Below are 26,020 nucleotides of genomic sequence, written 5' to 3'. Positions count from 1 at the left end.
TTCACAAAGGTGCTATAATTATTTTTGAAAACAGCATTAAAAAAGAGGTGATCAAATTGGCACAGCTTAATATGTTCACAGATACCACTTTCCGTGACGGACACCAATCGTTAATCGCCACAAGAATGAGAACAAGGGATATACTTGGGATAATAGAAGAAGTAGACAGTATGGGGTTCCAAGCTCTTGAAGTCTGGGGTGGGGCAACGTTTGATGTATGCGTGAGATATTTGGACGAAGACCCATGGGAACGACTGAGGCAGATTAGGTCAAAACTGAAAAACGCCAAAGTCCAGATGCTTTTGCGTGGACAAAACCTCGTTGGTTACAGACACTACGCGGACGATGTTGTGGAACTGTTTGTTAAAAAGACAGTTGAAAACGGAGTACAGGTAATCAGGATATTCGATGCGCTGAACGATATAAGAAATTTGGAAAAGAGCATAGAGGTTGCCTTGAAGTGCGGTGCGCATGTTCAAGGTGCAATATCGTATACCGTCAGTCCAGTTCATACCATCGAGTACTACATGAACTACGCCAAGCAGCTTGTCGAACGCGGTGTTCATTCTTTGTGTATAAAAGACATGGCAGGTCTGCTCACACCAAAGGTTGCCGCAGAACTGGTCAAGAACTTGAAATCAAAGTTCGATTTGCCCGTCGAAGTACATTCACACGCTACAGCAGGACTTGGTGAACTTGCGTACTTGGCCGCTATTGAAGCCGGTGTGGATATTCTTGATACTGCATTTTCACCGTTTGCAATGACAACGAGCCAACCCGCATTCGAACCGATTTATTACTCATGGAATGAATACAAATCGTTACCAGAGATAGACTGGAAAAAGGTTGACAGGATCGTGAAGTATCTTGCCGAGGTAAGAAAGGGATACGAAGAGTACGATGTTAAGATGTACAGTATAGACCACAGGATAATTACCTCGCAAGTTCCGGGTGGAATGTATTCTAACCTTGTTAAACAACTTGCCGAACAAAAGATGCTCAACAAACTCGACGCTGTTCTTGAAGAGATCCCGCGCGTGAGAAAAGACCTTGGCTATCCTCCGTTGGTTACACCAACAAGCCAGATCGTCGGTGTGCAAGCAGTACTCAACGTGTTAACGGGTGAACGGTATGCAAAAGTCACAAGGGAAGTCAAAGACTACGTAAAAGGCCTTTATGGAAGACCACCTGCACCAATTGATGAAGAGTTGGTTAAAAAAATTCTGGGTGACGAAAAACCGATAGAGGGTAGACCTGCAGATTACATCGAACCAGAACTCGAAAAGAGAAAAAAAGAAATAGGTCTTTTAGCTTCAACTGATGAAGATTTGCTCATTTACGCAATCTTGGGTGAGGTCGGAAAGCAGTACCTAAAAAAGCGCTACGATGAGAAGATCTGCGTTGACTGGTCTATCGTTAACGAGTACGAAGGAGGCTACCCGATTTGATAATAGGTCTGGGCAACGACATCGTCGATATCTCCAGAGTCGATGAAAAACTCCAAAGACGGATACTTACCGAAGAAGAAAGAAAAAATAAAGGTGGGAAGATAACTAAAGAATACGTCGCAGGCAGGTTCGCACTAAAAGAAAGTTACTTCAAAGCACTCTTGAGAGGTTTATCGGGAAACTCGTTTCAGGATATTTCTTTCTTAAACAGAATTGACGGTAGTCTTTACGCAATGCATCACCGCTATAAGCCATCAAGAAACGGTCTTTACAACTACATTCATGCCTCACTATCGCACGATTCGTTCGCATTCGCAACTGTTGTACTTGAGAAATTGCACGGTAAAGTGTTCTTAGGTATTGGAACAAACTTGGGAAATCGTGAAGAAAACATACAAAAGACTATCGAAAAACTAAGCGAAATATCAAAAGTACTTTCCGTATCGAGTATTATCGAAACAGAAGCTTACGGAAAAACAGATCAACCTTCTTTCTTGAATTGTGTCGTGGAAATAGAAAGCAACTTTGCACCAGACGAGCTTTTAAATGAACTACTCAGAATAGAAAGAGAAATGGGAAGAGTGCGCATCGAAAAATGGGGGCCAAGGATCATCGATTTGGATATTTTGTTCTACGGGAATTTGGTTATCAAGAGTGATGTACTAACCGTTCCGCATTACGATTTTGAGAATAGAATATTCTTTGTGAAACCGATGTATGAATTAGCACCGAATTTTGTGCATCCTGTTTCTCTGAAAACTGTAAGAGAAATCCTCGATGAATTAGAAAACAAAGCGTCAAAGTCTAAAAGCTAGCAAGTTTGGAGTGATTGACCATGGAAAATCAAATTGAGCGTGATATATTAACTATTGAGAAGGAAATCGATGAAGCCATAGAGAATGAAGACTACGAAAAACTCAATCAATTACTTGAAGAACGCGAAAAACTGCTTACAAAACTCACCGAAAGCGAGCTAAAGGAAATTTACGAGCGCGACCAACAACGCATGAAAGTACTTGAAGAGAAGATGAAAGAATTCAAAGAGACTGCACTGAAAACTGAAACAGGCAAAAAGATGGTGCAGTCGTATATTCAAACGGAAAGCAAAGGACAAGAGATTGACAGGCAAGGATGAAGGATTAAATAATGCGCAAGACTGAGTTATTTTGGAGCGAAGGGGGAGAAGACAGATGGATGAAAGATTCCAGAAGGCGAAAGCGAAATACGAAGAAGTTGTTGCGAAGTCGATAGCCAAAGTTCCGGAAAGGAAATCTCCGTTCATGTCCACATCTGGCTATGAAATCAAACGTGTTTACACACCAGAAGATATCGAGCATCTAGATTACGTTGACGACTTAGGCTTCCCTGGAGACTACCCATTCACGCGTGGAGTACAACCCACAATGTACCGTGCAAGATTTTGGACAATGCGTCAATACGCAGGATTTGGAACAGCTGAAGAATCAAACAAAAGGTACAAATACCTCTTGCAACAAGGTCAAACAGGGCTCTCCGTTGCTTTCGACCTCCCAACACAAATCGGTTATGATTCAGATGACCCAATGGCGGAAGGTGAAGTTGGAAGGGTTGGAGTTGCCATAGATTCACTCGAAGATATGGAAATCTTATTTGATGGCATACCACTTGACCAAGTCAGCACATCCATGACCATCAACAGCACCGCGATGATCCTTCTTGCTATGTACATCGCCGTTGCAGAAAAGCAAGGCGTTTCACAAGACAAACTCAGCGGAACAATTCAAAACGACATATTGAAAGAATACATTGCACGCGGAACCTACATTTATCCACCCGAACCTTCCATGCGACTCATCACGGACATATTCGAGTACTGTTCGAAGTACATGCCGAAATGGAACCCAATAAGTATCAGCGGATACCACATCAGAGAAGCCGGTTCAACGGCAGTTCAAGAAGTTGCATTCACACTTGCCGATGGAATTGCGTACGTTGAAGCTGCGATAAAGAAAGGACTCGATCCAAACGTCTTTGGTAAAAGACTTTCGTTCTTCTTCGCAGCGCACAACAACTTCTTAGAAGAGATCGCAAAGTTCCGTGCGGCAAGACGACTCTGGGCAAAGATAATGAAGAACAGATTCGGCGTAACAGATCCAGAAGCGTTGAAACTCAGGTTCCACACACAGACCGGTGGTTCCACATTGACAGCTCAACAGCCACTCAACAACATCATCCGCGTTACAATTCAAGCACTCGCCGCCGTACTTGGTGGCACACAATCGCTCCATACTAACAGCTACGACGAAGCACTTGGCTTGCCAACGGAAGAATCGGCAAGAATCGCACTGAGAACGCAGCAGATAATAGCCTACGAATCCGGTGTTGCCGATACGATAGATCCATTCGGTGGTTCGTACGTGGTAGAAGCCATGACAAACGAAATCGAAAAACGCGCGATGGAGTACATTGAAAAGATCGATCAGATGGGCGGTATGATAAAGGCCATAGAATCTGGTTATATCCAAAAAGAAATTCACGAAAGCGCTTACAAACACCAGCTCGCTGTTGAAAAAGGCGAAGAGATAATCGTCGGTGTTAACAAATTCCAAGTAGAAGAGGATGTAAAACAAACTCAGATTCTCAAAGTTGACCCAGAACTCGAAAAGAAACAGAAAGAAAGGTTGAAAAAGCTCAAAGAAAGAAGAGACAACGAAAAAGTAAACAAGCTACTCAACAAAATCAAAGAAGTTGCGGCAACAGATGAAAACCTCTTCCCGTACGTACTCGAAGCAGTTAAAGCTTACGCAACAGTTGGAGAAATCAGCAACGCACTGAGGGAAGTATTTGGTGAATACACCGAGACGGTTATAATCTGACACTCTTGAAAATGTAAAAGTACTGTAGTTAAATATACTTGACACAGAGAGCAGTGGAGAATATTGAAGGGAGGATGGTATATATGGAAAAAGGTACATGGGAAATTAAGAAGGGCTTTGCCGAAATGTTCAAAGGTGGCGTTATCATGGACGTCACAACGGCTGAACAAGCCAAGATAGCAGAAGAAGCCGGTGCTGTAGCAGTTATGGCACTTGAAAGAGTTCCAGCGGATATAAGAAAAGCTGGTGGAGTCGCAAGGATGGCAAGTATTGCGAAGATAAAAGAGATAATGGAAGCAGTATCGATTCCGGTGATGGCGAAAGTCAGAATCGGACACATTGCAGAAGCTCGCATTCTTGAAGCACTTGGCGTAGACTTCATCGATGAATCGGAAGTTCTCACACCAGCTGATGACAAGTATCACATAAACAAGCACGAATTCAAAGTTCCTTTTGTCTGCGGTGCGAGGAACCTCGGTGAAGCTCTCAGAAGGATTGCAGAAGGTGCCGCGATGATAAGGACAAAAGGTGAAGCAGGCACAGGAAATGTGGTTGAAGCTGTAAAACACATGAGAACCGTTATGTCTGAAATCAGAAAAGTCCAGAACATGCCATACGAAGAGATAGTCACCTACGCGAAAGAGATAGGTGCTCCTGTGGAACTCGTTCAACAAGTCAAGGAACTCGGCAGACTCCCAGTTGTTAACTTTGCGGCTGGCGGAATCGCAACACCAGCTGATGCTGCACTGATGATGATGCTTGGAGCAGATGGTGTCTTCGTAGGTAGTGGTATCTTCAAATCAAAAGACCCGATGAAGATGGCAAAGGCCATCGTAATGGCAGTCACGTACTGGAACGACCCAGAGATGCTCTTGAAAATCTCCGAAGACATCGGTGAACCGATGGAAGGTTTGGAAATTGAGACGCTCGAAGTGCGACTGCAAGAGAGAGGTTGGTGAAAAATGGTAATTGGCGTTTCGGGAATACAAGGTGATTTCAGAGAACACAAGTGGATGATAGAAAAACTCGGAATACAGACCTACGTAGTAAGAACTCCTGAAGACTTGGAAAAAGTCGATGGACTGATTATCCCCGGTGGAGAATCCACAACGATGATACGCATTATGAAACGAATAGGACTCTTTGATGCGTTGAAAGAGAAAATACTCAACGGATTTCCTGTGTACGGAACTTGTGCAGGGCTTATTGTCCTTGCAAAAGAAATCGAGAATTACCCGCAAGAGTCGTTGGGGGTTATTGACATTAAGGTGCGAAGGAACGCTTACGGAAGACAAGTTGATAGTTTTGACGAGTTCATCGAAATCAAAGGCTTCGACAAACCATTCAAAGCCATATTCATCCGCGCACCACGTGTTGAAGCTTGGGGTGAAGGGGTAGAAACACTCGCGTTCTTAGACAACCATCCGGTCATGCTCAGACAAAATAACGTACTCGTCACATCATTCCATCCTGAATTGACAGATGACACAAGGATACACGAATATTTTGTGGAGATGGTGAAAGAATATAAGAAATAAACCAAACCAGACGCCGCTCAAAACGGCGTCTGGCTTTTTATCCATGTAAGGTTCAACATCTGTTTTATTTAAACTCTAACATATATCAAATTCCGGTATTCTGTCGTAGCGTTTTATAGGTCTAAGCTATTCATTGCTCAGTTAAGCATACTTGCGCTTGGTGACAATACTAAATACAAAACATAAGCACGGGCTGAAATGATCGAAGAGAAATTTATCGCTAATTTTAGAAGTTATTAAATCCCCGTGCACGGTCAAAGCACTGCTGAGCTTCTTCATGCCTTCCTAATAGCTGTAATACACTGCCTTTATTATACCAAGCCCGGATGTAACTTGGGTTAAGTCTCAACAATTCATCATAACATTTGAGGGCTTCCTCGTACCTACCTAACTGTTGCAAAACGACGCCCTTGTTATTCCAGGCATCTAGATAACTTGGATTGTTTTTCAAAGCTTGGTCATAACATCTTAGAGCTTCTTCATACCTACCTATCTGCAACATCGCGTTACCTTTGTTATACCATGCTCTTGAGTGATTGGGATCAATTCGCAGTGCTTCATCGTAGCAACGGATAGCTTCTTCGTACCTACCTAACTGTTTCAACGCATTGCCTTTATTGATGAAAGCATCAATGAAATATGGGTCTATTCTCAACACCTCGCCGTAACATTGGATAGCTCCTTGATACCAGCCTAACTGTTTCAGTAAATGGCCTTTATTGTACCACGCTGCAGCAAAGTAAGGGGCAATTCTCAAAGCTTGCTCATAACACTGGAGCGCTTCTTCGTACCTGCCTTCTTCGTAGAAAAGATTTCCCATGTTTAGAAAATATCCTGCGCTGTTTCCAAAAATATCCACCGAAAATCCCCCTTTCTTTTACTTCCCCAGCATTTTCAAAATCGCATTCTTAAATTCTAATTCGAGCAACATAAAGTGTAAGATGACAATGAAGTGTTTGAATTTCAATCAACAAACGAGCGAAAATCATTTTATACTCCGACATTAAAATACGTTGTTTTTCTTAATATAAATTTATCTCTGAATATAAATGTTTTAGCACCCCAACTCTCAAAATATTCTGTTTTTGCTTGCATCGACCATAGTGTCGGTGATATAATCGTATTTGAATAACGTTACAATCTTTTCGAAGGGGGAGGACTGAGCACCCTAGCTTTTGTTCGAAAGCTTGGTGCTACGGGGATATGGATGAGAAAAGAATTGAAACGGATATTTCATCACAAGAAAATAGAAGTCAAAAAGCAGCTAATCTTGACAAGGACGAAATCATCAAAAAGTTGAAACGGGGGAACGAAAAGCTTTTGGAATACGTCGAGCGTTTGGTAGGGGAAAAGCGTAAGAAAGAAATTTTGATAAATCAGCTTCTTAAGGAAAAAGAAAATCAAAACGAAACTCTAAGTAAATACGAACAGAAGATAAGCACTTTAGAAAAGCAGCTTGCCGACATTGAAGCACGCAATAAATCTTTAGAGAGAGAACTCAAGCACACTAAACTAAAATTCGAAACGGTCAGAAAGCTTTTGGACTGGGACGCTTCCGAAAGCAATGTTATTATTGATTTTGAGAGAGCTTTTGATAAGTTCATAGATTTTGCTAATAGAGAGTCATCTCTTACAGAAGAAGCTTTTGCCATAGCAGTGATGCAAGGGATTTACGATGAGCTGAGAAACATAGCGAAGTTCCCAGTGCTTTTTAAGAGAAACATAATTTCTGTCGGTGGTAGTTTCAGCAGCGGGAAGTCAGAATTCATCAATAGCTTTATTGAAAATAAGAAAATACGCCTTCCTGTTGGTATCAACCCAGTAACAGCAATACCTACGTACGTGGTATCGAGCTATGAAGAAAGCATCGATGCATTTTCCACAAGAGGTGGAGCTCTTAGTTTGGACGAAGAGTTACTAAATATGCTGACACACGACTATCTAAAGACTTTTGGATTTAACATGAAGAATATCTTGTCGTTCATAACAATAAAGACACGACTGAGAGGTGGTTTCGATTCGATTTGCTTTGTCGATACACCGGGTTACAATCCTGCTTACATCGGTGCTTCAACCATCACCGACCGAGACGTTGCTATCGAGTACCTCGTACAATCCAGCTGCCTCATCTGGATGGTTGGATTGGACTCGTCAGGAACTTTAACGAATTCCGATGTGGAATTCTTACACCAACTAAATTTGGAAGACAAGAATATTTTCGTAATCGCCAATAAAGCGGATTTGCGATCACAAAGGGATTTAGAATCGATACTGGATGAAATCAAAAGCGTTTTGGATTCCGAAGGCTTTGACTACGCAGGTATCAGTGCTTACAGTTCGATTCAAGGTCACGAATATTCCTTCGTGAATGTCTCATTATTTGAATTCCTTGAAGAGATGAACAAAGTTTCTTTTGACAAAAGAAACGACATCATTAACAGATTAAAGGACGTGACCTCTATGTATCGAAATGCGCTCAAAAACGACCTCAAAGAGAGTGAGAAACAGAAAGAAGACTTGTCGTCTCTAATTTCAAAGTGCTCGATAAATCCTAAAAGTCAAGTCAAATTGAGTAACATGATAAAGGAAATAACCAAGAAAGAACAATCTCTCAAAAAACTCCTCGATGAATTGGATGAGTTAGAAAGAAAGCTCATAAGAGCAGCAGATAAAGTATTTGAAAGCATCTTAGCACAATAGAACTCTCTTTACCGGCATGGCTTTTGGAATAACACCAAGCACAAAAAAATCGCCTAAAAAGAAAAGGCGAAAATAGTTTGCACAAAAAGTCATCTTTTTACTTCATCCATTTAACTTAAAACTCATTTCTCTCGACGTCTTTTATATAAGTTCTCAGTTCATCATCTTCTGATCTCATTTCTAATGCTTTTATCAACAACTCCTTCCCCTTACCTATCGCTCCCAATCCTATCATCACCTTCCCCCTCAACACCAAAACCTCGTATTCCTCAATCTCTCCTATCTCATTTAAACTCTCTAACGCCTCTACATATGCTTCTCTCTCTATGTATATCCTTGCCTTCTCCTTCAAACATTCCTTATCCTTTGGTATTCTTTTCAAATACGCATCTATCACTCTCATTCCTTCCTCTGTCCTCCCCAATTTTAGCAACATTAAACCTCTTCCCTTTTCCGCTTCTTGATCTCCTGGTTCCATCTTCAATATCTTCTCATAGCATTTCAAGGCTTCTTCATATCTTCCCGCTTTCCTTAACAATTTCGCTTTACCTTTCCAACAACCTAAGTCTTTCTCATTTATCTCTATCCCCTCTTCGTAGTACATTAGCCCTTCTTCTATTCTACCTAACTCTTTCATTAACTCTCCCAGCTCGCGATATGCCAATACCTTCTGCTTTCCTTCTAAAAGTACCATCCCTTCTTTTAAAAGCTTCTCTGCTTCTTCATATTCACCTATCTCCCTCATTATCCTTGCTTTCTTGTACTCTGTTTCCCAATTTCTCTCTTCTTCCTTTTCTTTTATTCTCTCCATCAGTTGCTTTGCTTCATCCTTTTTTCCTTCTTTTATCAACAATTCAGCATATGTAAGTATGTCTTGCACTTTCGGTGTTCTACCGTTTACTAACCTCTCGTATACCTTTCGCCCTTCTTCTATCCTCTTCATCTTCATTAAAATCGAAGCTTTCCCTCTCAACACTTCTTCATTCTCCACTCCGTAACTAAGTACTCTATCGTATCCTTCCAGTGCTTTCTCATACTCACCTAACTGTTCTTGCACTTTACACTTGCCTACCAGCGCTTCCCAATTTCTTGAATCTACCTTCAACACCTTCTCGTATTCCTCCATCGCTCTTTCGTACTCACCTTTCTTGTGCAAAACCTTCGCTTTCCCTATCAATCCCCTTACATCATTTGCGTCATACTTCAACAACTCTTCAAAATATACCTTTGCCTCTTCTATCTTCCCTAAGTCTAATTTCTGATTGCCAAGAGTGTACAGCACCTTCTTTTTCCCTTCCTTGGCTTTCTCATTTAACGAGTCCATCCTTAGTGCTTTCTCAAAACATTCAAGTGCTGATTGGTGTTCTTTTTGCCTTACCAAAATTTCCCCTTTGTTGACCAACGCTTCTACGTTGCTTGGATTCAAACTCAAAACTACGTTGTAGAACTCCATCGCTTCCTTCTCTTTCCCGATTGCTTGCAGAATGTTCCCATTCAGCAAGATAACTTCCTCTATCTCTGGAGATATCTCTAAGAATACTAACGAGTATTTCCGTGCCTCATCGTATCTTGTTGTATTGTACAATGACTTGCATCTGATCAGCAAAATGTCCTTATACTCAGCATTTTTAGCCGGGAGCTTATCGCACATCTCAACTGCTTTATCGTACATTTGCAGGTAGTAAAAACTCTTGCACATATTTCTCAAAATGGTATCGTCTTGTCTGAGTTGTAATGATTTGTTGTAATACCTTAATGCTTCCTCATATCTTCCTAATGAAAAGAGTGCATTTGCTTTACCTACCAAAGAATCGAACCTTTCCTCGGAGTTTAAGACTCTATCGAAATACACAATAGCTTCGTTGTACTTCCCAAAGTCATTCAAGAATAATCCTTTGGCTTCCAGTGCGTCGAGACTCTCAGGCTCGAGTTCGAGGGCTTGTTCGAAACAGTTAAGTGCTTCATCGTATTTTCTTAACTTACCAAGCACTCTACCTTTGCCGATGAGAGCATCTGCATTTTTTGGTTCGATTTTCAAAGCTTTGTTGTATGATTCAAGGGATTCGTTGAATTTGCCTAGCTTGTAAAATACCTTACCTTTGCCATTCCAAGCGGAAGTAACCTTTGGGTTGATTTTTAATGCTTGATTGAAGCATTCCAAAGCTTTTTCATAGTTTTCTAATTCAATTAATGCATAACCTTCCCCACACCATGAATTTACATCACAAAGATCGGATTCCAAAACTTTGTTGAAGCATTCTGTCGCGCCTTCATATCTGGCTAATTCGTAAAGTTTTTCACCCTGGCTTACCAAAGTACCCAAGACATTCTTTTTCCCATTCAATCCCGGTACATAATTCGGATCTATTATTAGAGCCTGGTCATAACATTTCACAGCGTCTTGGTATCTACCTAATTTGTACAGCGTATCCCCCTTGTTACTCCACACGACTGCATCTTTTGGATTTATCTCCAATGCTTTATCGTAACACTTCAATGCCTCTTGGTATCTGCCTAATTTGTACAGTGTATTTCCCTTGTTGCTCCATACGACCGCATCTTTTGGATCAATCTCTAATACTTTGTCATAGCATCCCAGTGCCTCCTCATACCTGCCTAAAGCATACAGTACATCGCCCTTTCCCTTCCACGCATAATTATGGTTTGGATTATGTTTTAATGCTTGGTTGTAGCAATCCAGAGCTTCACGATACCTACCCAACTGGTATAACGTATACCCTTTATCACTCCAACGAAAAGCAGGTTTTGAATCAATCCTTATTGCTTGCTCGTGACATTTCAGCGCTTCTTCATACCGGCCCAAAGCGCTTAATACGTTACCTTTTTTGTTCCATGCGTAATCACATTTAGGATCAATTTCTAATGCTTGGTCATAACACTCCAATGCACGCTTATAGTCTCCTTGGTTATAAAATTTATCACCTTCTTCGACCCATTGTAAAACTCTTTTTCCAAAAGTCCCCATTTGGAAACCCCCCTTGTGAACTTTGATGCTGTTAACCAAAAGTATTGAAAATTTCCAAAATCCGCATTATTCTTTAAGAAGGGGACACCCCCCTCAATAATCTTCAAAAGGAGGTATCCCATCATGCAAAACCAAAAACCTTCCTGCCCCAAATGTGGTTCAACAAACACCTACAAAAACGGTCATGATAAGTTCCACAATCAACAGTATTTCTGCAAACGCTCCTTCAAACTTACTCACTGCCAAAAGCATAAGCTCTTCCCTTTCCCTTATCCTAAATGCCCTAAGTGCGGCAAAACCATGGAAATCTACAAAATTCGTCACGCCTTCGTCGTCTTCCGTTGTAAACCTTGCCATACCAAAGATAGAATCCTTACCAACTTACCTCAGCCTGTTCTTCTTCCACTCGATTCCTTCAAATTCTTCCGTTTCCCTATTTTCATCGTTCTCAAGGCTTTCGTTTTGTACTTCAAAGCCAATTTGTCCTTGCGTTCTCTCAGAGACTCACTCAATATCAATGTATCTCATGCCGCTATTTTGGATCCTTAAGTTATCTTCTTTCTTTTCCATCCTCGCTGCTGAGAACGTCTTCAAAGTTCATGGTGAAAATTGTTTTGTTTAAATCCAAAAAGTACTACGTTTGGTTCTTAGTTGAGCACGATTCAAATCTTATTGTTGCTTGGCATGTGTCTAAGTATGTTTGGGTCAAGTTAAGATATTGTTAGAGAAGTTCTTTGGCAACAACGAAAGAACAATCGAACTAATTACTGATGGACTTGGTGTAGTGCAGTGAAGATACTATAAATATCAATCATACTGTTGTGAGACTTGGGCAAAACAATCAATGTGAATCGAAGTTTTCGTTATTCCAAGACTTTGTACGAGCCAAGCGTGGATTTAAGAATATTGACAATCTTCCAATGTACGTAAACAGTTTTTGTGTAGTGAGAAATCTCTTGAAACTGAACGGGAATGATATTGCACGTGTTATCTGTGTTCTATTGTCTTCCATCACTACAAGTTAACAGCATCTGAACTTTTTGCTACTACCCCTACTTTCACGCGAATAAAAGTTGAGTTTACTAAGGTATGATAAACTTTGTCTTCTCATTAGATTAACTGTTAACTGAACATCACAGTCTTTCAAGAAGATTTGCTATATTACAACAGACTCATAGATTCAAGTTCTTTAAGGATTTTTTGGTACCTTTCAAGTTGTCGCTTTTTGTTTTCTATTGAGCTTTTCAACTCATCTAAATAGGAATTGTAGTTGCTGAATATCATATCGGCAATTTTTAATGTAGTAAGTTTTTCTCTTAAGTTTTCTAAGTAGCTCTCTATATCTTCTGAAATTTTTTGCTTTAGATCACTAAGGAATACCTTAACCTCGTTTAAGTATTCTATAGCTTCTTTGTCCTCCAAGATACCATATTTTTTTATGTTGGTATCAACATACGAAGAATGCCTTAGCTTAGGATAGTCAATAGTGTTGACAACAGTCTCGATAGATTTAAATATTAATGATTGTTCCAAATACTTTTTTTCATGAATGTCCAGAAGTTGTTTTTCCAAGAAATCTTTCATTTTGTCTCTTAGCTTAATTCGCAATTCCTCAGCAGCTTGCTTAACTTCTCTTTCGACAGAGGAAGCAAAATCCTTCAGAATTGTATACACAGTTCCAGCCATTACAACAGTTTTTTCGACCTTCTTTTTTTCATAACCAGCTTCCGAGCCAAAAAAGCGCGCTATGGCATAGATAAATCCTCGCTTTTTTACTTGTACGAATTCATATTTTCTTTCCTCACTCTCGTTGATCTTTTCACCTGTTCCTTGATATTGTTTTTCGAGGGTATTCAACAATTCATCTTTCATGGAACTTATTTGCTTTTCTATAAAGCCTTCGTATTCAAACTGAATCTCCGCTCTCTTATTTTCATAAAAAGTGCTAAGGTCCGTCAAAACATTTAGCTTTTCCAAAGTCGCGTTTTTTATAATTTCAATTTCTTCGTTAACCTTTGAGATAAGATGTTGATTGAAATCTTTTATTACCCTGATTTTAACATTGACAAAATCTTCTCTTCTACGTCTTATGATTTCCGCTTTTTCACGTCTGACAACATCAATCATCTCACGAATTCTTGGTATGTTAGCAAGTAGCTCTAAATTTCGAATAGTCTTGTCTTTATCATCATCAGAGAAATAGTCCGGATAATGTAGAGTTAAGTTCTCCCATACTTTTTTCATCCCATCATCCCAAGAATTTCTATCGTTCCATCTTTGAATTATTGACCAACATATTGAAGAAGAATAAAGAATACCTTCTTTTGCCGAGTCAATTAGTTCGTCTAATGTGTCCTGGGTTAAAATAACAGAATCTTTTAGTGAGCTTAGTGCATTCACGGCATGCTCTGATAGTTGTCTTGCAATCAGCTCAACGCCAGCTTGTAGGTCTCCACCAGTTTCATATTTAATGCTCCCGAAAAGTTGAGTATCCAGTTGGCTGGCTAAAATGTATACTTTCCTTATTCCTTCGGAAAATGTAACCCTATCTAAGAGTTTTTGGTCTTCTCGACTTAAGAATTGGCCGGCAGGACTTAAAATAAATACGACATCACAATTTTTCAGGAATTGTCTAGTCTTTTCTTCTCTTGAAATCACGGGATCATTTAAGCCCGGAGTATCCACCACTTTCAGGCCGCGGAGAGTTTCTAATGGAACTGTCAGCTCAACACTTTTAACAAATGGCATGTACTTACCGCCCGTACCCACATAATCTGAAAGCATTCTTCCTAACTCTTCAAGCGATGATGCTTTTATCTTTTTTAATTTCTCTAATTGCGATATATCCACCGACGCATTTTTGATCGTTTCGTACTGCTCGTACGCTGCCTGAAGTTCGGCATATTCTTGCATTTTTCTTTTGGCAAAATTTCTTGATAGTTCTTTGAATCTTTCTTCATCAACGTTTTTCAATTCATCTGTCCGGCTTTTTTTGTGCAAATCCTTTACCTTTTCAAAAGGTTTAGTAAGTACATCTATCTTTCGTTTTTTTTCTGACCTTAGTTCTTCCAATCGTTTGTTGTATATCTCGTTGAATTTCTTTTCATAAAGTTCATAACTTTCTCTAAGCCCGTGAATGTCTTCTTTTGTAAAAAACTCCACAACAGCAGAGTACTCCTCGCCGTATGTTATAATTGTCAATGCTGCTGTCATCGGTGTTGCAGCTTTTGGTAATACAGTTATTCCGTCAAACAACAACGAATTTAAGAGTGACGATTTCCCTGCTTTGACACGCCCAACAATACCGACGTTAATAGTCTTGTCTTCATTTTGAAACTCTTCAAACTGCTTTTTTAGTTCTTCAACAGAGTCCAATGGATGCTCAGATTTAAGAGAAATAACTAAATCCTTGAGTAAATCTTGGTTAGCGTCAAGCACATGCTGTAATCTTTCTCTTAAACTGGTAAGTTTTTCCTCACTAACTTGCGCCATTTTCATTCCTCCCGGAATAGGACCTCATTCGCCAGTTCTTGTATATTCTTGAGTGCTTGTTCGTAAGCACTTATTAATTTTTCAATCTCGTTAATCTTTTCTCTCTTCTCCCTTTCGACAGTTTTCAAATCCCTCTTCTTCTGTTCTAATTGTTTTTCGTACTCACAGCTTATCTCATCAACCATTTCTTCTATAGTCTCATTTAGATACAACCGGACTTGCTCTTTTAGCTTAGCTTCAACGGAAGGAATAAAGTCTTCAACGAGTTTGTCTCGTATCCGTGATTTCTGAATCTTTTCAAAAGCTTTGGATATTATCATTGGTAGAAAAAAGATTGCTGCTTCGATAATGGAGGGGATTATGTTTGTCAGTATAGCCATCAAACCAAAGGCAGTGCTCGCTCCTTTAGCTACTTTTCTTGCGTTTTCCGTTCTATTTGAAATAGCCTTTGTAAATCTTTTAAAAGTGGTCCTGATCCTATCGCTCACTTTTTCTATCCATGTATAGCCTAAATATATTTCGGGGATCTTTCTTTCAATTCTCTTCAGCTCAAAATTAATATCTCGTATTATATCCCCACTGATATCCTCCAGTAGGTCCCCGAGATGATTTAGAAGATTGAACCTTATAATATCTGCCACTTCAGCCATGAAAGCCTTTTCACCACTGTAGATAATGATATCAACCAGCTCATCAGCCGAGTTTTCCAACTCCATTTTAATAGTTCGAACGATATCATCAACTTTTACGTTTGAGTACCTTATTTTTATGTCCGATATTACCTGCGATTTTCTCTCTTCTATTTTCTTTATGGATTCATCCATATTTTCTATCGCACTCTTAATCTCATCTTCGCTATGCTTTAAGGCTGATATCATCATGTTTAACGATTCCACTGTTTCGAAGTAATTGATTTTAAGCCTTTCTAAAAACACGCTCTTGAATAGTTCTTCAGGATTTACGCTATTCAAAACTCTTTCAAAAACTTGAGGCTCCAGAATTGAAGTCACAACCACATCTTTGTCCTCGTCAAATTCAGTTCTTAGCTCATCTTTGATTCTGTCCTTTATCTCCGTTACTTCCGACTCCGACCTTAAATCAGCTTTGTTAAGGACCATGGTGAAATCTTTGCCAACCATTTTGATTTCATAAAGTCTCCTTAGCAATGATTTTGTTATCTCCCCTTCTTCAACGCTTACGACAACGATGTAGTGGACACCTTTTGCAAGATAATTAAGTATGGCTTGGTTGTGTAAATCTAAAGGAGAATCAAAACCAGGCATGTCAACTATTACCAACGGTTCAATCGCTTTTAATTTCTCGTTGTTCAAAAAGACCCTGATGTATCTATATTCGCTTGCGTTGTCTTTTATTTTGTGTATTTCTTCTATATTATGCGTGACAACACTGCCATCCTTTTTAATTCCTTCTATACGCTCACCTATTCCGTACCTAAGTTCGGTAGCGAGTGATGTTTCAGGAGTAATGCCAACAGGTAGGTAATTTCTTCCAAGAAACCTGTTTATCAACGTACTTTTTCCTGCGCTGAACAAACCAACGACAGGAATAACTAACTCCGCTTGAAGCATCTCCTCTTTCAACGCTGCTGCACCTTTGTCATGTGTACCACTGTTGTTCAACTCTCTGAGAACCGAATCAAGGTAACTGACGTACATCTTGGTCGTTCTCAACATCCCTATCCCCCCTTGGATACGAGGTTTTCAAGAAAATTTTAGCACAAAATATTGTAAAAAGTGAATTTAGGAGATAAATTTTTGACCAATTCATATTATAGCTACCCTTTCAAAAGCCTTCGATGTTCTTACTAACTATGATTCATACTGTTCTATACTACCAAACGGCGTTCTTTGAGGAATTTTCGCCCTCTGATCATTTTGTTTTTAAAAACAAATTTGGTATAATACGCTTGGGGATTTGACTAATCTTCAAAGCACATTCTACGACAACAAAAACTCGTAATCAGCAAATATTTCCCTTATTTCAGACATTTTTTGTCCTATTTTCGTATTTGACACTTTTTAAGTGTGTTGTTAAAATATGCCAGAAAAGTAGAGTGTTGTTGTCTATTTTCATTTCACAAGCAAAGTCAAAATTAGTATTAAAAATTGCTACTTCTTCTTTTTTAAGGACTTTGTGAAAAATATCTTAATCCTGAGTGGGAGGGATTTTTGTGAGTTTTTCTGTTTTTATTGTGACTTTTTTCACTTGGTTGGTTCTCACCTGGACGATTGACCCTCAGGAAATTATTGTAGGTCTCATCGTCTCGGCTGTTATTTCCGTGATTTTCAAGAGGTACTACAACATCAAGCTCAGCGCGAAGTTCATCCCCGGACTGTTCAAGTTTGTCTTCGTGTACATTCCCGTGTTTATTTGGGAGATGTTGAAGGCGAACCTTGATGTAGCTTCAAGGGTGGTTGAACCAAAGGTAAAGGTGAAGCCCGGTTTTGTTCGTATCAAAACTGATTTGAAAGGTGACGTTGCAAAGCTTACACTTGCGAACTCAGTAACACTCACACCAGGAACGATTACAGTTGATATCAAAGATGATGAGCTTTACATCCACTGGATCGAAGTTAAAGGAACCGACGAAGAGTCTAAGAAGAGTTTCTACGGTGTATTTGAGCGTATATTGAAGGGGGTGTACGAATGAGCGGGAGCCTTTTAATCGACCTCATCGTCTTTGGTCTCACCGGTTTAGGGATATTCTTTTCTCTTTTGCGCTTTCTTTTGGGACCTTCCAGTTTCGAAAGGCTTATGGCAGTCGATATGATGAACATAATGGTTATAGGTCTTATCTCGCTGCTGGCGTACATGTTTAAAAACAACATGTACATGGATATCGCTATACTCTACGGGTTGCTTTCGTTTATCGAGACCATAGTCTTTGCAAGGTATTTGGAAAATCAGGCTGTTAACAATGCTGAGTCAAAATCCGTGGACGGTGATGTGAAATGACAGGATTAATCCAGCAGATAGTTGGATACACCTTGACGGCACTCGGTGCACTTTTCTATTTCTACGCAGGGCTCGGCCTTTTGAGGATGCCTGATTTTTACACAAAACTTCAGGCTTCGACAAAGGCAACGACACTTGGAACGTTCTCAGTGGCGCTCGGTGTTGGGATACTTAACCCTGCGTTCCTCGGAAAAGCGTTGTTGTTAATAGCCTTTATTGCACTAACAAACCCGGTTGCCTCTTCTGTTATGATTAGGGCTGCATACAAAAATAAAGTGCCAGCTTGTAAGGAAACGGTTGTTGACGAAATTGCTTCAGTTTACACAACGCAAGAAAACGGTGGTGAGAATCATGAGTAATATTATCGAATTTTTCCAAAATCTTGAGCTTCTCGATTGGATTTTCTACCTCATCGGAGGTCTTATGATAATCTACTCACTATTCGCCGTTGAAGCGAAGAAAGTTTTCGATTCTATACTTGCTCTCTCTGCAGTTAGTTTGCTCTCCGTTCTGCTTTTCATCGTCCTGAAAGCTCCAGATGTGGCTATCACCGAAGCAGCCGTTGGCTCTGGTCTTGCGAGCGCAGTGATGATTTTTGCGCTCTTTAGGATGAAGGCAGGTGAGAAGAAATGAGAAGGATCTGGGCAGTTCTCATCAGTGCTGTTTTTCTGTACTTTTTAATTGCTTCTTATTACCCGACGCTCCCAATGTTTGGGAATATCGATATGTACAGAAGAGTTTCCTTCGACTATATAAGTAAGTCAACAACGAAGGAATACCAGCCTGTAGAATTCAAGAAATCTAAAGACTTGGAAGACGGCAGTGCAAACGTCGTAACATCGATCGTTGTGAACTACCGTTCGTTTGACACACTTGGAGAGGTCACCGTTCTGTTTGCAGCAGCACTCGGTGTTGGGATTCTTGCTAATATCAGAAAGCGAAGAATTGAATTTGAAGAACATAAGGTGTTGGCTACAGCTACTGGTATAGTCTTCCCACTTATACTACTCTTTGGAGCTTATGTGTTTATCCATGGTCACCTCACTCCCGGTGGAGGTTTTCCCGGCGGAACGATCATCGCACTCGGTGTTTTGTTGTTGATGCTTGCGAAGAACGAATTTAAAGTGACCGAAATTGCAAAGCACACAGAACAGATCGCTGGTTCTGGATACGTGTTGGTTGGACTCATCGGCATGGCTATTGTAGGTGTCTTTCTTGCAAACTTCCTCCCAACTGGCGTTGTTGGAAATTTATTCAGTGCAGGCGTAGTACCTATCGTGTATACACTCATCGGCTTCAAAGTTGGAGCCGAGTTGTCAAGCCTTGTATCTGAAATGAGGGAGGGGGATAAGGCATGATATACTACATCGTCTTTATTTTGATAGGAATTGGACTGTACGGCATAGTCTCCCAGAAGAATCTGTTCAAACAGCTCGTTTCGTTAACGATAATAGACACCGCGGTAAATATCTTCATAGTATCTCTCGGTTATCTGCAAGGTGGAGAAGCACCTATTTATTCTGCAGTTACACCACTTGCTAATTTCGTCGACCCACTTCCACAAGCCCTTGTTCTTACAGCAATCGTTATAGGTGTCGGGACATTGGCAGTTGCTTCCATGCTTTTGGTGCACATCCATGAAGAATACTCCTCAGTCGATGCCGAAGAAATTCGCGCAGCAAAGGAAGTGATAGAATGATCGCATTGCTTGTTGCCGCTCCTCTTGCGTTCGCATTTGCAACAATAGCATTTCCGAAACTGAGTAAATACATTCTGCCACTTGTTGTTCTTTTCAACCTTGCACTTTTGATAGGCTTTGTCCATCCAGTCCAGGTCGTAGAAATTGGAAAATGGCCTGCAGCTTACGGTATTGTTTTGCTGCTTGATAATGTGAACTATCCGTTCCTTTTGTTAGTCAATTTGGTTTTGCTCGCACTTTCGATTTCAGCAACGTACGAAGACAAAATTGGTGTGCTCTTGCTCGTGCTCACAGCTGCACTGAACGGACTACTCTTAACAGGTGATTTCTTCAATTCCTTTGTATTCCTTGAAATCATTGCTGCAGTTGCTTACGTGTTGGCAGCGCAGAATAGGAATTCTTACGCAGCTTTCAAATACCTCATTTTCGGCTCAGTCGCAGGTGTTTTATACCTTATAGGCGTTGTTTCGATGTATGTCTATGCTGGAACTCTCAACATGGGATACGCTGGTTTCATAGCCACACCGGAGTACGTTCAAATCGCAGGCGTTATGATTCTCATCGCTCTTCTTGTTGAGCTCAAGATACTTCCACTCGGTCTTTGGGCGCCGGATGTGTATTCAAATGGTTCGACGGTTACACCCCTAGCTCTTGGTAGCACAGTAACAGTCGCTATCTTCTACCTTTTCTCAAGAATCTTTTTCAACGTTTTGGAACCTGTTAAACCAATGCCGGTCTACATACTTTCTTTGATATCGATTGTAGTATCACAGCTTGCCGCAATGAAGCAAAAAACTTTGGGAAGAGCGCTCGCATACGCATCCATTGCAGGAGCAAGCACGGTCATGGCAGCGCTCTCTTCAGGTTCCCTCGGTAGCGAAGCAATTGTCTCGGCCGCATATTTATACCTTTTCAATGAGGCAATTTCCATGTTCATACTATTCACAATCTACGGTTATCTCAACCAGAAAGGCTTTAAAAGCAACTCTGCAGCTGGAATAGCCTTCTCGCTTGCAACGATATCACTCATCGGTTTCCCACTGACAGCAGGGTTCTGGGCAAAGATCACCCTACTCACAGCGCTTTTCAAAGCGGGAGACTTCATACTTCCAGCGGTACTGCTTGCTGCTACAGTTATAGAAGCAGGGTACTTAATCAAATGGAATGTTGACCTTTGGTATCCAAAAGAAGAGAACGAGGAGGAAGAAGAACTCTACCTCCCATTCGGTGCACAAGTTGTTATCCTACTCTTTGCACTTTCTTTAGTTGTGATAGGCTTTATGCCTGATTTAGTAATGTCTTACACAGACAAAGCAGCAAGTTACGTCTTTGATTTCAGAACGTACTTCGATACGTTGTTGAAAGGGGGTATGTGATAATGCAGAGTTTGATAATATACCTTGCCATAGGCGCACTTGTAGGATACCTTCTCTCAAAGATAAACAAACATCTCGGTCCTATTGTATTGTTTGCTTTGTCCGTCTACGGATTGTACATGCTTTGGGGTATGCCCACAGGGATATCAGAATCGTTATTCGGTTTTGAAAACGTGCTGAGATTTACCGCTTTGTCCAAATATCTTTCGATAATCACTCTGTTAGTCTTTGCATGCTACGGATTTTTCAACATTGCATGGATTACAAAAGCAAAGCGACCATCAGCATTCAACGTACTTTCGATATTAACGTTGCTTGGCACATTGGGTGTATTTTTCTCAGCAAACTTGATAGTTCTTTACATCTTCTGGGAAATCGCAGTGCTTGCGTCACTTTTCATAGTGCCGATGGGAAAAGAAGAAGCAAAGAAGGCTACGATCTGGTATATAGTCATAAGCTCGATCGGTACTTATCTTTTCCTCTACGGGGTCTTCATGCTGTATGAAAGATACAACACATTCGATATATTCGAAATTGGGCAGTATATTCAAAGCGCATCTTCCGGATTCAAATGGGCAGTTGTCTTGCTACTGCTTGCAGCTGGCATAGCCAAGAGCGGTGTTTTCCCGCTACACGTGTGGCTTAGGAACGTCCACGGTAACGCACCAGACACATTCAGTGCCGTTCTTTCCGGTCAGCTTGTGAAGATGGGATCTTACTTAATCGCACTTATTCTGAGCGTCTTTCCAATCGCAAATATGTTTGCAGAGTTCTATAACGGAGTGAACATACTTTCGTATATTCTCATCTGGCTCGGTAACATCTCGATCCTCGTTGGAACATTAATGGCAATTAAGCAGAACGATATGAAGATGCTGATTGCATATTCAACAGTAGCAAACAGTGGTTACATACTCATCGGTCTGGCAACGCTCCACCAAGTTGGTTATGCAGGTGGGTTGTTCCACATAATCAACCACGCACTTGCAGCAACGATGATATTCCTCTCGTTTGCCGCAGTAGTTTACAGAACTGGAACCACGAAAATCGATGAAATGGGTGGGTTAATCCACAGAATGCCAGTAACGTTTGTAACCTACCTTGTAGGTATCATCTCATTGGCAGGAATTCCACCGACAAGCGGCTTTATCTCGAAGTGGATGATCTTCCAATCGCTTGTATCAAAAGGTATGTTCGTCACTGAGATGTTCGTTTTTGTTGGTAGCATCGGTTCATTCCTTTACGTCTTCAGACCACTTGCAGGTGTATTCCTTGGTCAGTTGAAGAGCAAACACAAAGATGTCAAAGAAGCACCCATAATCATGCAGATTCCAATGATAATCCTCGTTGCACTTACAGTACTCTGGGGCGTCTTCCCACAGCAGGTGCTCGTTTGGATCACAGATGTGCAGAAAGAATTCGGAATGACACCATTTGAATTCGAAGGTACGCTCTTGAAAACCAGTATGGGCTACTGGGATACATGGATGGTCTTTGTGATGTTTGCAGTTGGATTCATCATCGCTGCTATCATCTACGCCCTTATGCCCAAAGGAAAGAAAATACCGCTGGAAGACCAATACACCTCAGGAGAATTCTTACACAATTACGACCTGTACCATTACGCATCAAAGTTCTACGCGTTCTTAGAAAGAGAATACGAAGGTCACCCATCTTTCGAGGATTGGTACCTTTCGATTGTTAACGCACTTAAAGCGTTTGGGAAGTTTGTCGATTATCTGGCTCGAAGGACAGCTTCTGCGTATCTGTTCTGGGTCGCTGTGGTACTTGCGTTAATCATGTGGGTGAGGTGGTAAGCGATGACAGGATTAGCGACAGCTGGAAGAGTAGCAGGCGTATTATTTACCGCGTTCTTTTTTGGTTTGACATTCGAAGGTATAGGTAGAAAGATAACCGCGCGTATCCAGAAAAGGTACGGTCCACCTTGGTATCAGAATTTTATAGATGTCTTCAAAACCTTAACTAAGCATGGTTGGACGCACGGCTGGATATTCGATTTTGGCGTGCTTATGGCCCTTGGCGGTGTTATTGCGACACTTTCGTTCGTTCCACTCGGAAATTTAGTAGCGTTCCCAGGGCTTGATAATTTCTTTGTAATAGCGTATCTGTTCACAGTTGGAGCATTAGGTATGGCAATGGGTATGGTAGGCACAGGAAACCCGTGGGCATCCATCGGTGTTGCAAGGGCCCTCACACTTATGCTCGGTTATGAAGTTCCATATCTCATCGTTATCACTACACTGCTTTTCTACTACAAAACGGGAAATATCTCATCAATTATCGAAGCACAGGCACAAGCAGGGGAATGGAACATCGTAAAGTTTCCAATAGGTGCCTTAGTTGCGCTTATTTCCCTCCAGGGCATGCTTGGTAAAGAACCGTTTGAAGCACCAATAGCACCAGCGGAAATCGCATCTGGTCCCATGGTTGAACTCTCGGCAAAATACATGGGCTTGCTGATGTTGATGAACACTTTTATGGAATTCATTGAAATAAGTCTTTTCGTTGACTTCTTCCTTGGCGGCGGAACGTTCTTTGTGTTTTTGCTCAAATACTTCATCGTTTGGACTTTTGCAGTTATGGTCTCGGCTGTACTACCAAGATTCAGAATCGAGCAAGCAGTGGCGTTTTATTGGACAGTTCCAATACTTCTTGCATTTTTGCAGGCTTTCTTTGTTGTAAACGGCTGGGTATTTTAAGCTGAATGGATAATGCGGAGGTGAAATGGATGGCTAAGATAGATGAAAGAAGTGTATGGGAAAAGATAGCAGACCAATTGAGAAGTAGATCAATGTGGATGCTCCATTACTGTACCGGTTGCGGTGCTGTCGAATTGCCACCATCGATGACTTCTCGGTTCGATATGGAGCGTCTTGGGATGGGACCGATGGCAACTCCAAGACAAGCCGACATACTCTTGATAACTGGATACCTGAGTGCCAAAACTCTCAGAAGGGTCATTTACACATACGAAAAGATGGCCGATCCAAAGTACGTCATTGGATTCGGCTCATGTACGATAAACGGTGGCATATATTTCGACTCTTATTCCACAATCAACAGACTTGACTATTACTTACCTGTCGACCTTTACATTGCAGGTTGTATGCCAAGACCGGAGGCGATACTCAACGCTTTTAATACGCTGATGGAGATGATAAGGAAAGGCGAAGCGAACGGCTGGAAGAGGTACAAGGAAAATTACGAATGGTACAAGCAGAATCAGTTGAGGAGTCTCGGAGAGGTGATTGTCCATGACGAATTCCATGAATAATAACGTTGCCGAAATACTTGAAAAAGCTAAGAAGCTCTTCTATGTCAGGGTCGAAGATATTGCAGAAAGACAGCATAAACTCATTGCAGAAAACGATAAGACAATACCGTTGCTCGCTTTCCTGAAAGAATCAGGCTATTCGCATCTCTCCATTTTGACTTGTATCGACTGGATCGAAGAGAAGAGATTCGAACTTGTTTACATACTCTTCAACTGGTCAAATGGTGTCACGTTCCTTGTCTCTACATTTATTGACAGAGATAAACCTGTCTTCTACACCGTCAAAGATATGTGGCCAACTGCGGAGTACTACGAGCGTGATGTCCACGAATTCTTCGGTGTGGAATTCGAAGGAAACGAGAGATGCAGATTGCCACTCTTCCTCGAGCTCTGGAACGATTTACCACCACTCAGAAAAGATTTTGACCCATTGAAGTTCTCAAAAGAACACTTCCCAGACAGGAAATACGAAAAGGATGCGATCCATGAAGCAAAGATAATAAGAGCAGATTTAGAAGACACAAGGGGTGATATAAATGGGTGAAGTGAAGCTGTTCTTTGGTCCGAATCACCCTGGAATGCACGGTAATTTCAGCGTCCACATGTACGTGGAAGGCGACATTGTCGTCAAGGCAAGACCACTACCGGGCTTTTTGCACCGTGGATTCGAAAAGCTCATGGAAAGAAGACTTTGGTATCAGAACCTTGCGCTGATACCACGTATTTGTGTGCCTGAGCCGGATATAAACGAAGCTTGTTATGCAATGGCAATTGAAAAGATAGCAAAAGTCGAAGTCCCAGAAAGGGCGCAGTGGATAAGGATGATTGTGCTCGAACTTGCCCGCATTGCGAACCACCTTTGGTCATTTGGTGGTATCGGAGGACCTACCGGAATGTACACAAGTATGTTCTGGAGTGTTTCTGACAGAGACAGGGTTCTTGACATTTTCGAGGAGTTAACGGGGGCAAGGATTTACCATATGTACATCATCCCTGGTGGTGTTAGAAAGGACTTTCCACCTAAGCTTGAAGAAAAGATTTTGAAGTTAATGGATTACTTAGAACAAAGAATGCCAGAGTACGAAACATTCATCCTTAAGAACAGAATACTCCATACGAGGTTGAAAGGTATCGCAAAGATTGACACAGAAACTTGTTTAAAACTAGGTGTGACAGGCATCGGATTAAGGGCAACAGGTGTGCCATACGATATTAGAAAAGTTGACCCGTATCTGTTCTACGATAAGGTAGAATTCGAAATTCCAACAGCTACAGAAGGCGACGCACTTGCAAGGATGAGCCTGAAACCAAAGGAGATAAGACAGAGCATCAGGATAATCAGGCAGGCGTTGGAAAAGATGCCAGCTGGTCCTGTGAATACAAAAATTTCCGATGGTAACGGCTTGAGAATTAGGGTTCCAAAGGGAATGGCGTACGCACGCGTTGAATCTACACGTGGAGAGTACGGATACCTCGTCGTCTCAAACGGCGAGGAAACACCATACAGAGTAGCGGTCAGAGGCGCTTCCTATCCACAAGGACTCTACGGTGTGGAACACCTACTACCTGGAACGAGGATAGATGATGTACCTATCTGGCTCGATACAATGGGCGTGTGTGCCCCGGAAATCGATAGGTAATGGGAGGTGCCGATG

Annotated in this window: 25 protein-coding genes; 21 read left to right on the top strand and 4 right to left on the bottom strand. The window is 41.2% G+C overall.

The genetic code is table 11. The annotated features are described in order from the left end of the window. Positions 1–71 precede the first annotated feature (71 nt). From NA23_RS10410 to pdxT, 6 genes are all read left to right on the top strand, one after another. Positions 72–1,448, top strand: a complete 1,377-nt coding sequence (locus NA23_RS10410; RefSeq protein ID WP_033192563.1) for a pyruvate carboxylase subunit B — start codon at positions 72–74, stop codon at positions 1,446–1,448. Beyond that, a complete protein-coding gene (gene folK, locus NA23_RS10405; RefSeq protein ID WP_033191600.1) occupies positions 1,445–2,263 on the top strand; it encodes a 2-amino-4-hydroxy-6-hydroxymethyldihydropteridine diphosphokinase in 819 nt (272 codons plus the stop codon). Before NA23_RS10410 ends, folK begins: the two co-directional genes overlap by 4 nt. A 20-nt stretch (positions 2,264–2,283) precedes the next feature. Further along, positions 2,284–2,583: a flagellar protein FliT gene (fliT, locus tag NA23_RS10400; protein WP_033191601.1), complete on the top strand. Its 300-nt coding sequence runs from the start codon at positions 2,284–2,286 to the stop codon at positions 2,581–2,583. Positions 2,584–2,638: 55 nt separating this feature from the next. Continuing rightward, complete coding sequence (locus tag NA23_RS10395; RefSeq protein WP_033191602.1) at positions 2,639–4,303, top strand: acyl-CoA mutase large subunit family protein; 1,665 nt, start codon at positions 2,639–2,641, stop codon at positions 4,301–4,303. An 83-nt stretch (positions 4,304–4,386) separates the two neighbouring features. After that, the gene (gene pdxS, locus NA23_RS10390) at positions 4,387–5,262 is read left to right on the top strand and encodes a pyridoxal 5'-phosphate synthase lyase subunit PdxS (RefSeq protein WP_033191603.1); all 876 of its coding nucleotides are present in this window, start codon (positions 4,387–4,389) and stop codon (positions 5,260–5,262) included. 3 nt (positions 5,263–5,265) lie between these two features. Then, on the top strand, positions 5,266–5,841 hold the full coding sequence (pdxT, locus tag NA23_RS10385) for a pyridoxal 5'-phosphate synthase glutaminase subunit PdxT (protein ID WP_033191604.1): 576 nt from the start codon (positions 5,266–5,268) through the stop codon (positions 5,839–5,841). 226 nt (positions 5,842–6,067) lie between these two features. Here the strand turns inward: pdxT and NA23_RS10380 are convergent, their stop codons facing one another. Then, a complete protein-coding gene (locus NA23_RS10380) occupies positions 6,068–6,700 on the bottom strand; it encodes a tetratricopeptide repeat protein (protein ID WP_052107130.1) in 633 nt (210 codons plus the stop codon). 344 nt (positions 6,701–7,044) lie between these two features. Here NA23_RS10380 and NA23_RS10375 point away from each other — a divergent pair, with 344 nt between their 5' ends. After that, positions 7,045–8,541, top strand: a complete 1,497-nt coding sequence (locus NA23_RS10375; protein WP_033191605.1) for a dynamin family protein — start codon at positions 7,045–7,047, stop codon at positions 8,539–8,541. Between the two features lie 115 nt (positions 8,542–8,656). Here NA23_RS10375 and NA23_RS10370 read toward each other — a convergent pair whose 3' ends face one another. Further along, positions 8,657–11,527, bottom strand: coding sequence for a tetratricopeptide repeat protein (locus NA23_RS10370; RefSeq protein ID WP_033191606.1), 2,871 nt, complete (start codon positions 11,525–11,527; stop codon positions 8,657–8,659). A 123-nt stretch (positions 11,528–11,650) separates the two neighbouring features. On the opposite strand from NA23_RS10370, the gene NA23_RS10735 reads away from it, so the two are divergent. Together NA23_RS10735 and NA23_RS10360 are read left to right on the top strand one after the other, a co-directional pair. Then, entirely contained in the window at positions 11,651–12,076 is a 426-nt protein-coding gene (locus NA23_RS10735; RefSeq protein ID WP_427854517.1) for an IS1/IS1595 family N-terminal zinc-binding domain-containing protein, read from the top strand. A 272-nt stretch (positions 12,077–12,348) separates the two neighbouring features. Then, positions 12,349–12,552 carry a transposase gene (locus tag NA23_RS10360; RefSeq protein WP_236938382.1) on the top strand — a complete coding sequence of 68 codons (204 nt, stop codon included), beginning with the start codon at positions 12,349–12,351 and terminating at the stop codon, positions 12,550–12,552. A gap of 136 nt (positions 12,553–12,688) precedes the next feature. On the opposite strand, the gene NA23_RS10355 is transcribed toward NA23_RS10360, so the two are convergent. Together NA23_RS10355 and NA23_RS10350 are read right to left on the bottom strand one after the other, a co-directional pair. Beyond that, positions 12,689–15,019 carry a dynamin family protein gene (locus NA23_RS10355; RefSeq protein ID WP_033191608.1) on the bottom strand — a complete coding sequence of 777 codons (2,331 nt, stop codon included), beginning with the start codon at positions 15,017–15,019 and terminating at the stop codon, positions 12,689–12,691. A gap of 2 nt (positions 15,020–15,021) precedes the next feature. Beyond that, positions 15,022–16,713 (bottom strand): dynamin family protein, encoded by a 1,692-nt coding sequence (locus NA23_RS10350; protein WP_033191609.1) that lies wholly within the window; start codon positions 16,711–16,713, stop codon positions 15,022–15,024. A 497-nt stretch (positions 16,714–17,210) separates the two neighbouring features. Between NA23_RS10350 and NA23_RS10345 the strand changes: the two genes are divergently transcribed. Genes NA23_RS10345 through NA23_RS10290 form a run of 12 tightly spaced genes read left to right on the top strand, consistent with a single transcriptional unit; the run spans position 17,211 to position 26,005 of the window. Continuing rightward, positions 17,211–17,690, top strand: a complete 480-nt coding sequence (locus tag NA23_RS10345; protein ID WP_052107131.1) for a Na+/H+ antiporter subunit E — start codon at positions 17,211–17,213, stop codon at positions 17,688–17,690. Then, positions 17,687–17,995, top strand: coding sequence for a cation:proton antiporter (locus NA23_RS10340; protein WP_052107132.1), 309 nt, complete (start codon positions 17,687–17,689; stop codon positions 17,993–17,995). The genes NA23_RS10345 and NA23_RS10340 overlap by 4 nt, the downstream gene beginning before the upstream one ends. Next, entirely contained in the window at positions 17,992–18,354 is a 363-nt protein-coding gene (mnhG, locus tag NA23_RS10335) for a monovalent cation/H(+) antiporter subunit G (protein ID WP_033191610.1), read from the top strand. Before NA23_RS10340 ends, mnhG begins: the two co-directional genes overlap by 4 nt. Beyond that, positions 18,347–18,628, top strand: coding sequence for a hydrogenase subunit MbhD domain-containing protein (locus NA23_RS10330; RefSeq protein ID WP_052107133.1), 282 nt, complete (start codon positions 18,347–18,349; stop codon positions 18,626–18,628). The genes mnhG and NA23_RS10330 overlap by 8 nt, the downstream gene beginning before the upstream one ends. Then, a complete protein-coding gene (gene mbhE, locus NA23_RS10325) occupies positions 18,625–19,353 on the top strand; it encodes a hydrogen gas-evolving membrane-bound hydrogenase subunit E (protein WP_033191611.1) in 729 nt (242 codons plus the stop codon). Before NA23_RS10330 ends, mbhE begins: the two co-directional genes overlap by 4 nt. Continuing rightward, a complete protein-coding gene (locus NA23_RS10320) occupies positions 19,350–19,694 on the top strand; it encodes a sodium:proton antiporter (RefSeq protein WP_033191612.1) in 345 nt (114 codons plus the stop codon). The genes mbhE and NA23_RS10320 overlap by 4 nt, the downstream gene beginning before the upstream one ends. Further along, the gene (locus NA23_RS10315) at positions 19,691–21,070 is read left to right on the top strand and encodes a complex I subunit 5 family protein (protein WP_033191613.1); all 1,380 of its coding nucleotides are present in this window, start codon (positions 19,691–19,693) and stop codon (positions 21,068–21,070) included. Before NA23_RS10320 ends, NA23_RS10315 begins: the two co-directional genes overlap by 4 nt. A 2-nt stretch (positions 21,071–21,072) precedes the next feature. Beyond that, entirely contained in the window at positions 21,073–22,887 is a 1,815-nt protein-coding gene (locus tag NA23_RS10310; protein ID WP_033191614.1) for a proton-conducting transporter transmembrane domain-containing protein, read from the top strand. A 3-nt stretch (positions 22,888–22,890) separates the two neighbouring features. Then, positions 22,891–23,790 (top strand): respiratory chain complex I subunit 1 family protein, encoded by a 900-nt coding sequence (locus tag NA23_RS10305; RefSeq protein WP_033191615.1) that lies wholly within the window; start codon positions 22,891–22,893, stop codon positions 23,788–23,790. Positions 23,791–23,828: 38 nt separating this feature from the next. After that, the gene (locus NA23_RS10300) at positions 23,829–24,365 is read left to right on the top strand and encodes a NuoB/complex I 20 kDa subunit family protein (RefSeq protein ID WP_033192568.1); all 537 of its coding nucleotides are present in this window, start codon (positions 23,829–23,831) and stop codon (positions 24,363–24,365) included. Next, positions 24,346–24,909, top strand: a complete 564-nt coding sequence (locus tag NA23_RS10295; protein WP_033191616.1) for an NADH-quinone oxidoreductase subunit C — start codon at positions 24,346–24,348, stop codon at positions 24,907–24,909. The genes NA23_RS10300 and NA23_RS10295 overlap by 20 nt, the downstream gene beginning before the upstream one ends. Then, on the top strand, positions 24,902–26,005 hold the full coding sequence (locus NA23_RS10290) for an NADH-quinone oxidoreductase subunit D (RefSeq protein WP_033191617.1): 1,104 nt from the start codon (positions 24,902–24,904) through the stop codon (positions 26,003–26,005). The genes NA23_RS10295 and NA23_RS10290 overlap by 8 nt, the downstream gene beginning before the upstream one ends. Positions 26,006–26,020 lie beyond the last annotated feature (15 nt).

Origin of the sequence: Fervidobacterium islandicum (assembly GCF_000767275.3) — a bacterium.
GTDB classification, from domain to species: domain Bacteria; phylum Thermotogota; class Thermotogae; order Thermotogales; family Fervidobacteriaceae; genus Fervidobacterium; species Fervidobacterium islandicum.
Note: the sequence above shows the minus strand (reverse complement) of the source record. Positions and strands in the feature narration are given on the sequence as shown.

Bases quoted from the DNA above. Each gene is read 5' to 3' on its own strand.
- fliT (WP_033191601.1), top strand. From the start codon at position 2,284: ATGGAAAATCAAATTGAGCGTGATATATTAACTATTGAGAAGGAAATC.
- NA23_RS10295 (WP_033191616.1), top strand. From the start codon at position 24,346: ATGACGAATTCCATGAATAATAACGTTGCCGAAATACTTGAAAAAGCT.
- NA23_RS10395 (WP_033191602.1), top strand. From the start codon at position 2,639: ATGGATGAAAGATTCCAGAAGGCGAAAGCGAAATACGAAGAAGTTGTT.
- NA23_RS10310 (WP_033191614.1), top strand. From the start codon at position 21,073: ATGCAGAGTTTGATAATATACCTTGCCATAGGCGCACTTGTAGGATAC.
- NA23_RS10735 (WP_427854517.1), top strand. From the start codon at position 11,651: ATGCAAAACCAAAAACCTTCCTGCCCCAAATGTGGTTCAACAAACACC.
- NA23_RS10340 (WP_052107132.1), top strand. From the start codon at position 17,687: ATGAGCGGGAGCCTTTTAATCGACCTCATCGTCTTTGGTCTCACCGGT.
- NA23_RS10355 (WP_033191608.1), bottom strand. From the start codon at position 15,019: ATGGCGCAAGTTAGTGAGGAAAAACTTACCAGTTTAAGAGAAAGATTA.
- NA23_RS10290 (WP_033191617.1), top strand. From the start codon at position 24,902: ATGGGTGAAGTGAAGCTGTTCTTTGGTCCGAATCACCCTGGAATGCAC.
- NA23_RS10305 (WP_033191615.1), top strand. From the start codon at position 22,891: ATGACAGGATTAGCGACAGCTGGAAGAGTAGCAGGCGTATTATTTACC.
- pdxT (WP_033191604.1), top strand. From the start codon at position 5,266: ATGGTAATTGGCGTTTCGGGAATACAAGGTGATTTCAGAGAACACAAG.
- NA23_RS10320 (WP_033191612.1), top strand. From the start codon at position 19,350: ATGATATACTACATCGTCTTTATTTTGATAGGAATTGGACTGTACGGC.
- NA23_RS10330 (WP_052107133.1), top strand. From the start codon at position 18,347: ATGAGTAATATTATCGAATTTTTCCAAAATCTTGAGCTTCTCGATTGG.
- NA23_RS10370 (WP_033191606.1), bottom strand. From the start codon at position 11,527: ATGGGGACTTTTGGAAAAAGAGTTTTACAATGGGTCGAAGAAGGTGAT.
- NA23_RS10315 (WP_033191613.1), top strand. From the start codon at position 19,691: ATGATCGCATTGCTTGTTGCCGCTCCTCTTGCGTTCGCATTTGCAACA.
- mnhG (WP_033191610.1), top strand. From the start codon at position 17,992: ATGACAGGATTAATCCAGCAGATAGTTGGATACACCTTGACGGCACTC.
- NA23_RS10350 (WP_033191609.1), bottom strand. From the start codon at position 16,713: ATGTTGAGAACGACCAAGATGTACGTCAGTTACCTTGATTCGGTTCTC.
- mbhE (WP_033191611.1), top strand. From the start codon at position 18,625: ATGAGAAGGATCTGGGCAGTTCTCATCAGTGCTGTTTTTCTGTACTTT.
- pdxS (WP_033191603.1), top strand. From the start codon at position 4,387: ATGGAAAAAGGTACATGGGAAATTAAGAAGGGCTTTGCCGAAATGTTC.
- NA23_RS10410 (WP_033192563.1), top strand. From the start codon at position 72: ATGTTCACAGATACCACTTTCCGTGACGGACACCAATCGTTAATCGCC.
- NA23_RS10375 (WP_033191605.1), top strand. From the start codon at position 7,045: ATGGATGAGAAAAGAATTGAAACGGATATTTCATCACAAGAAAATAGA.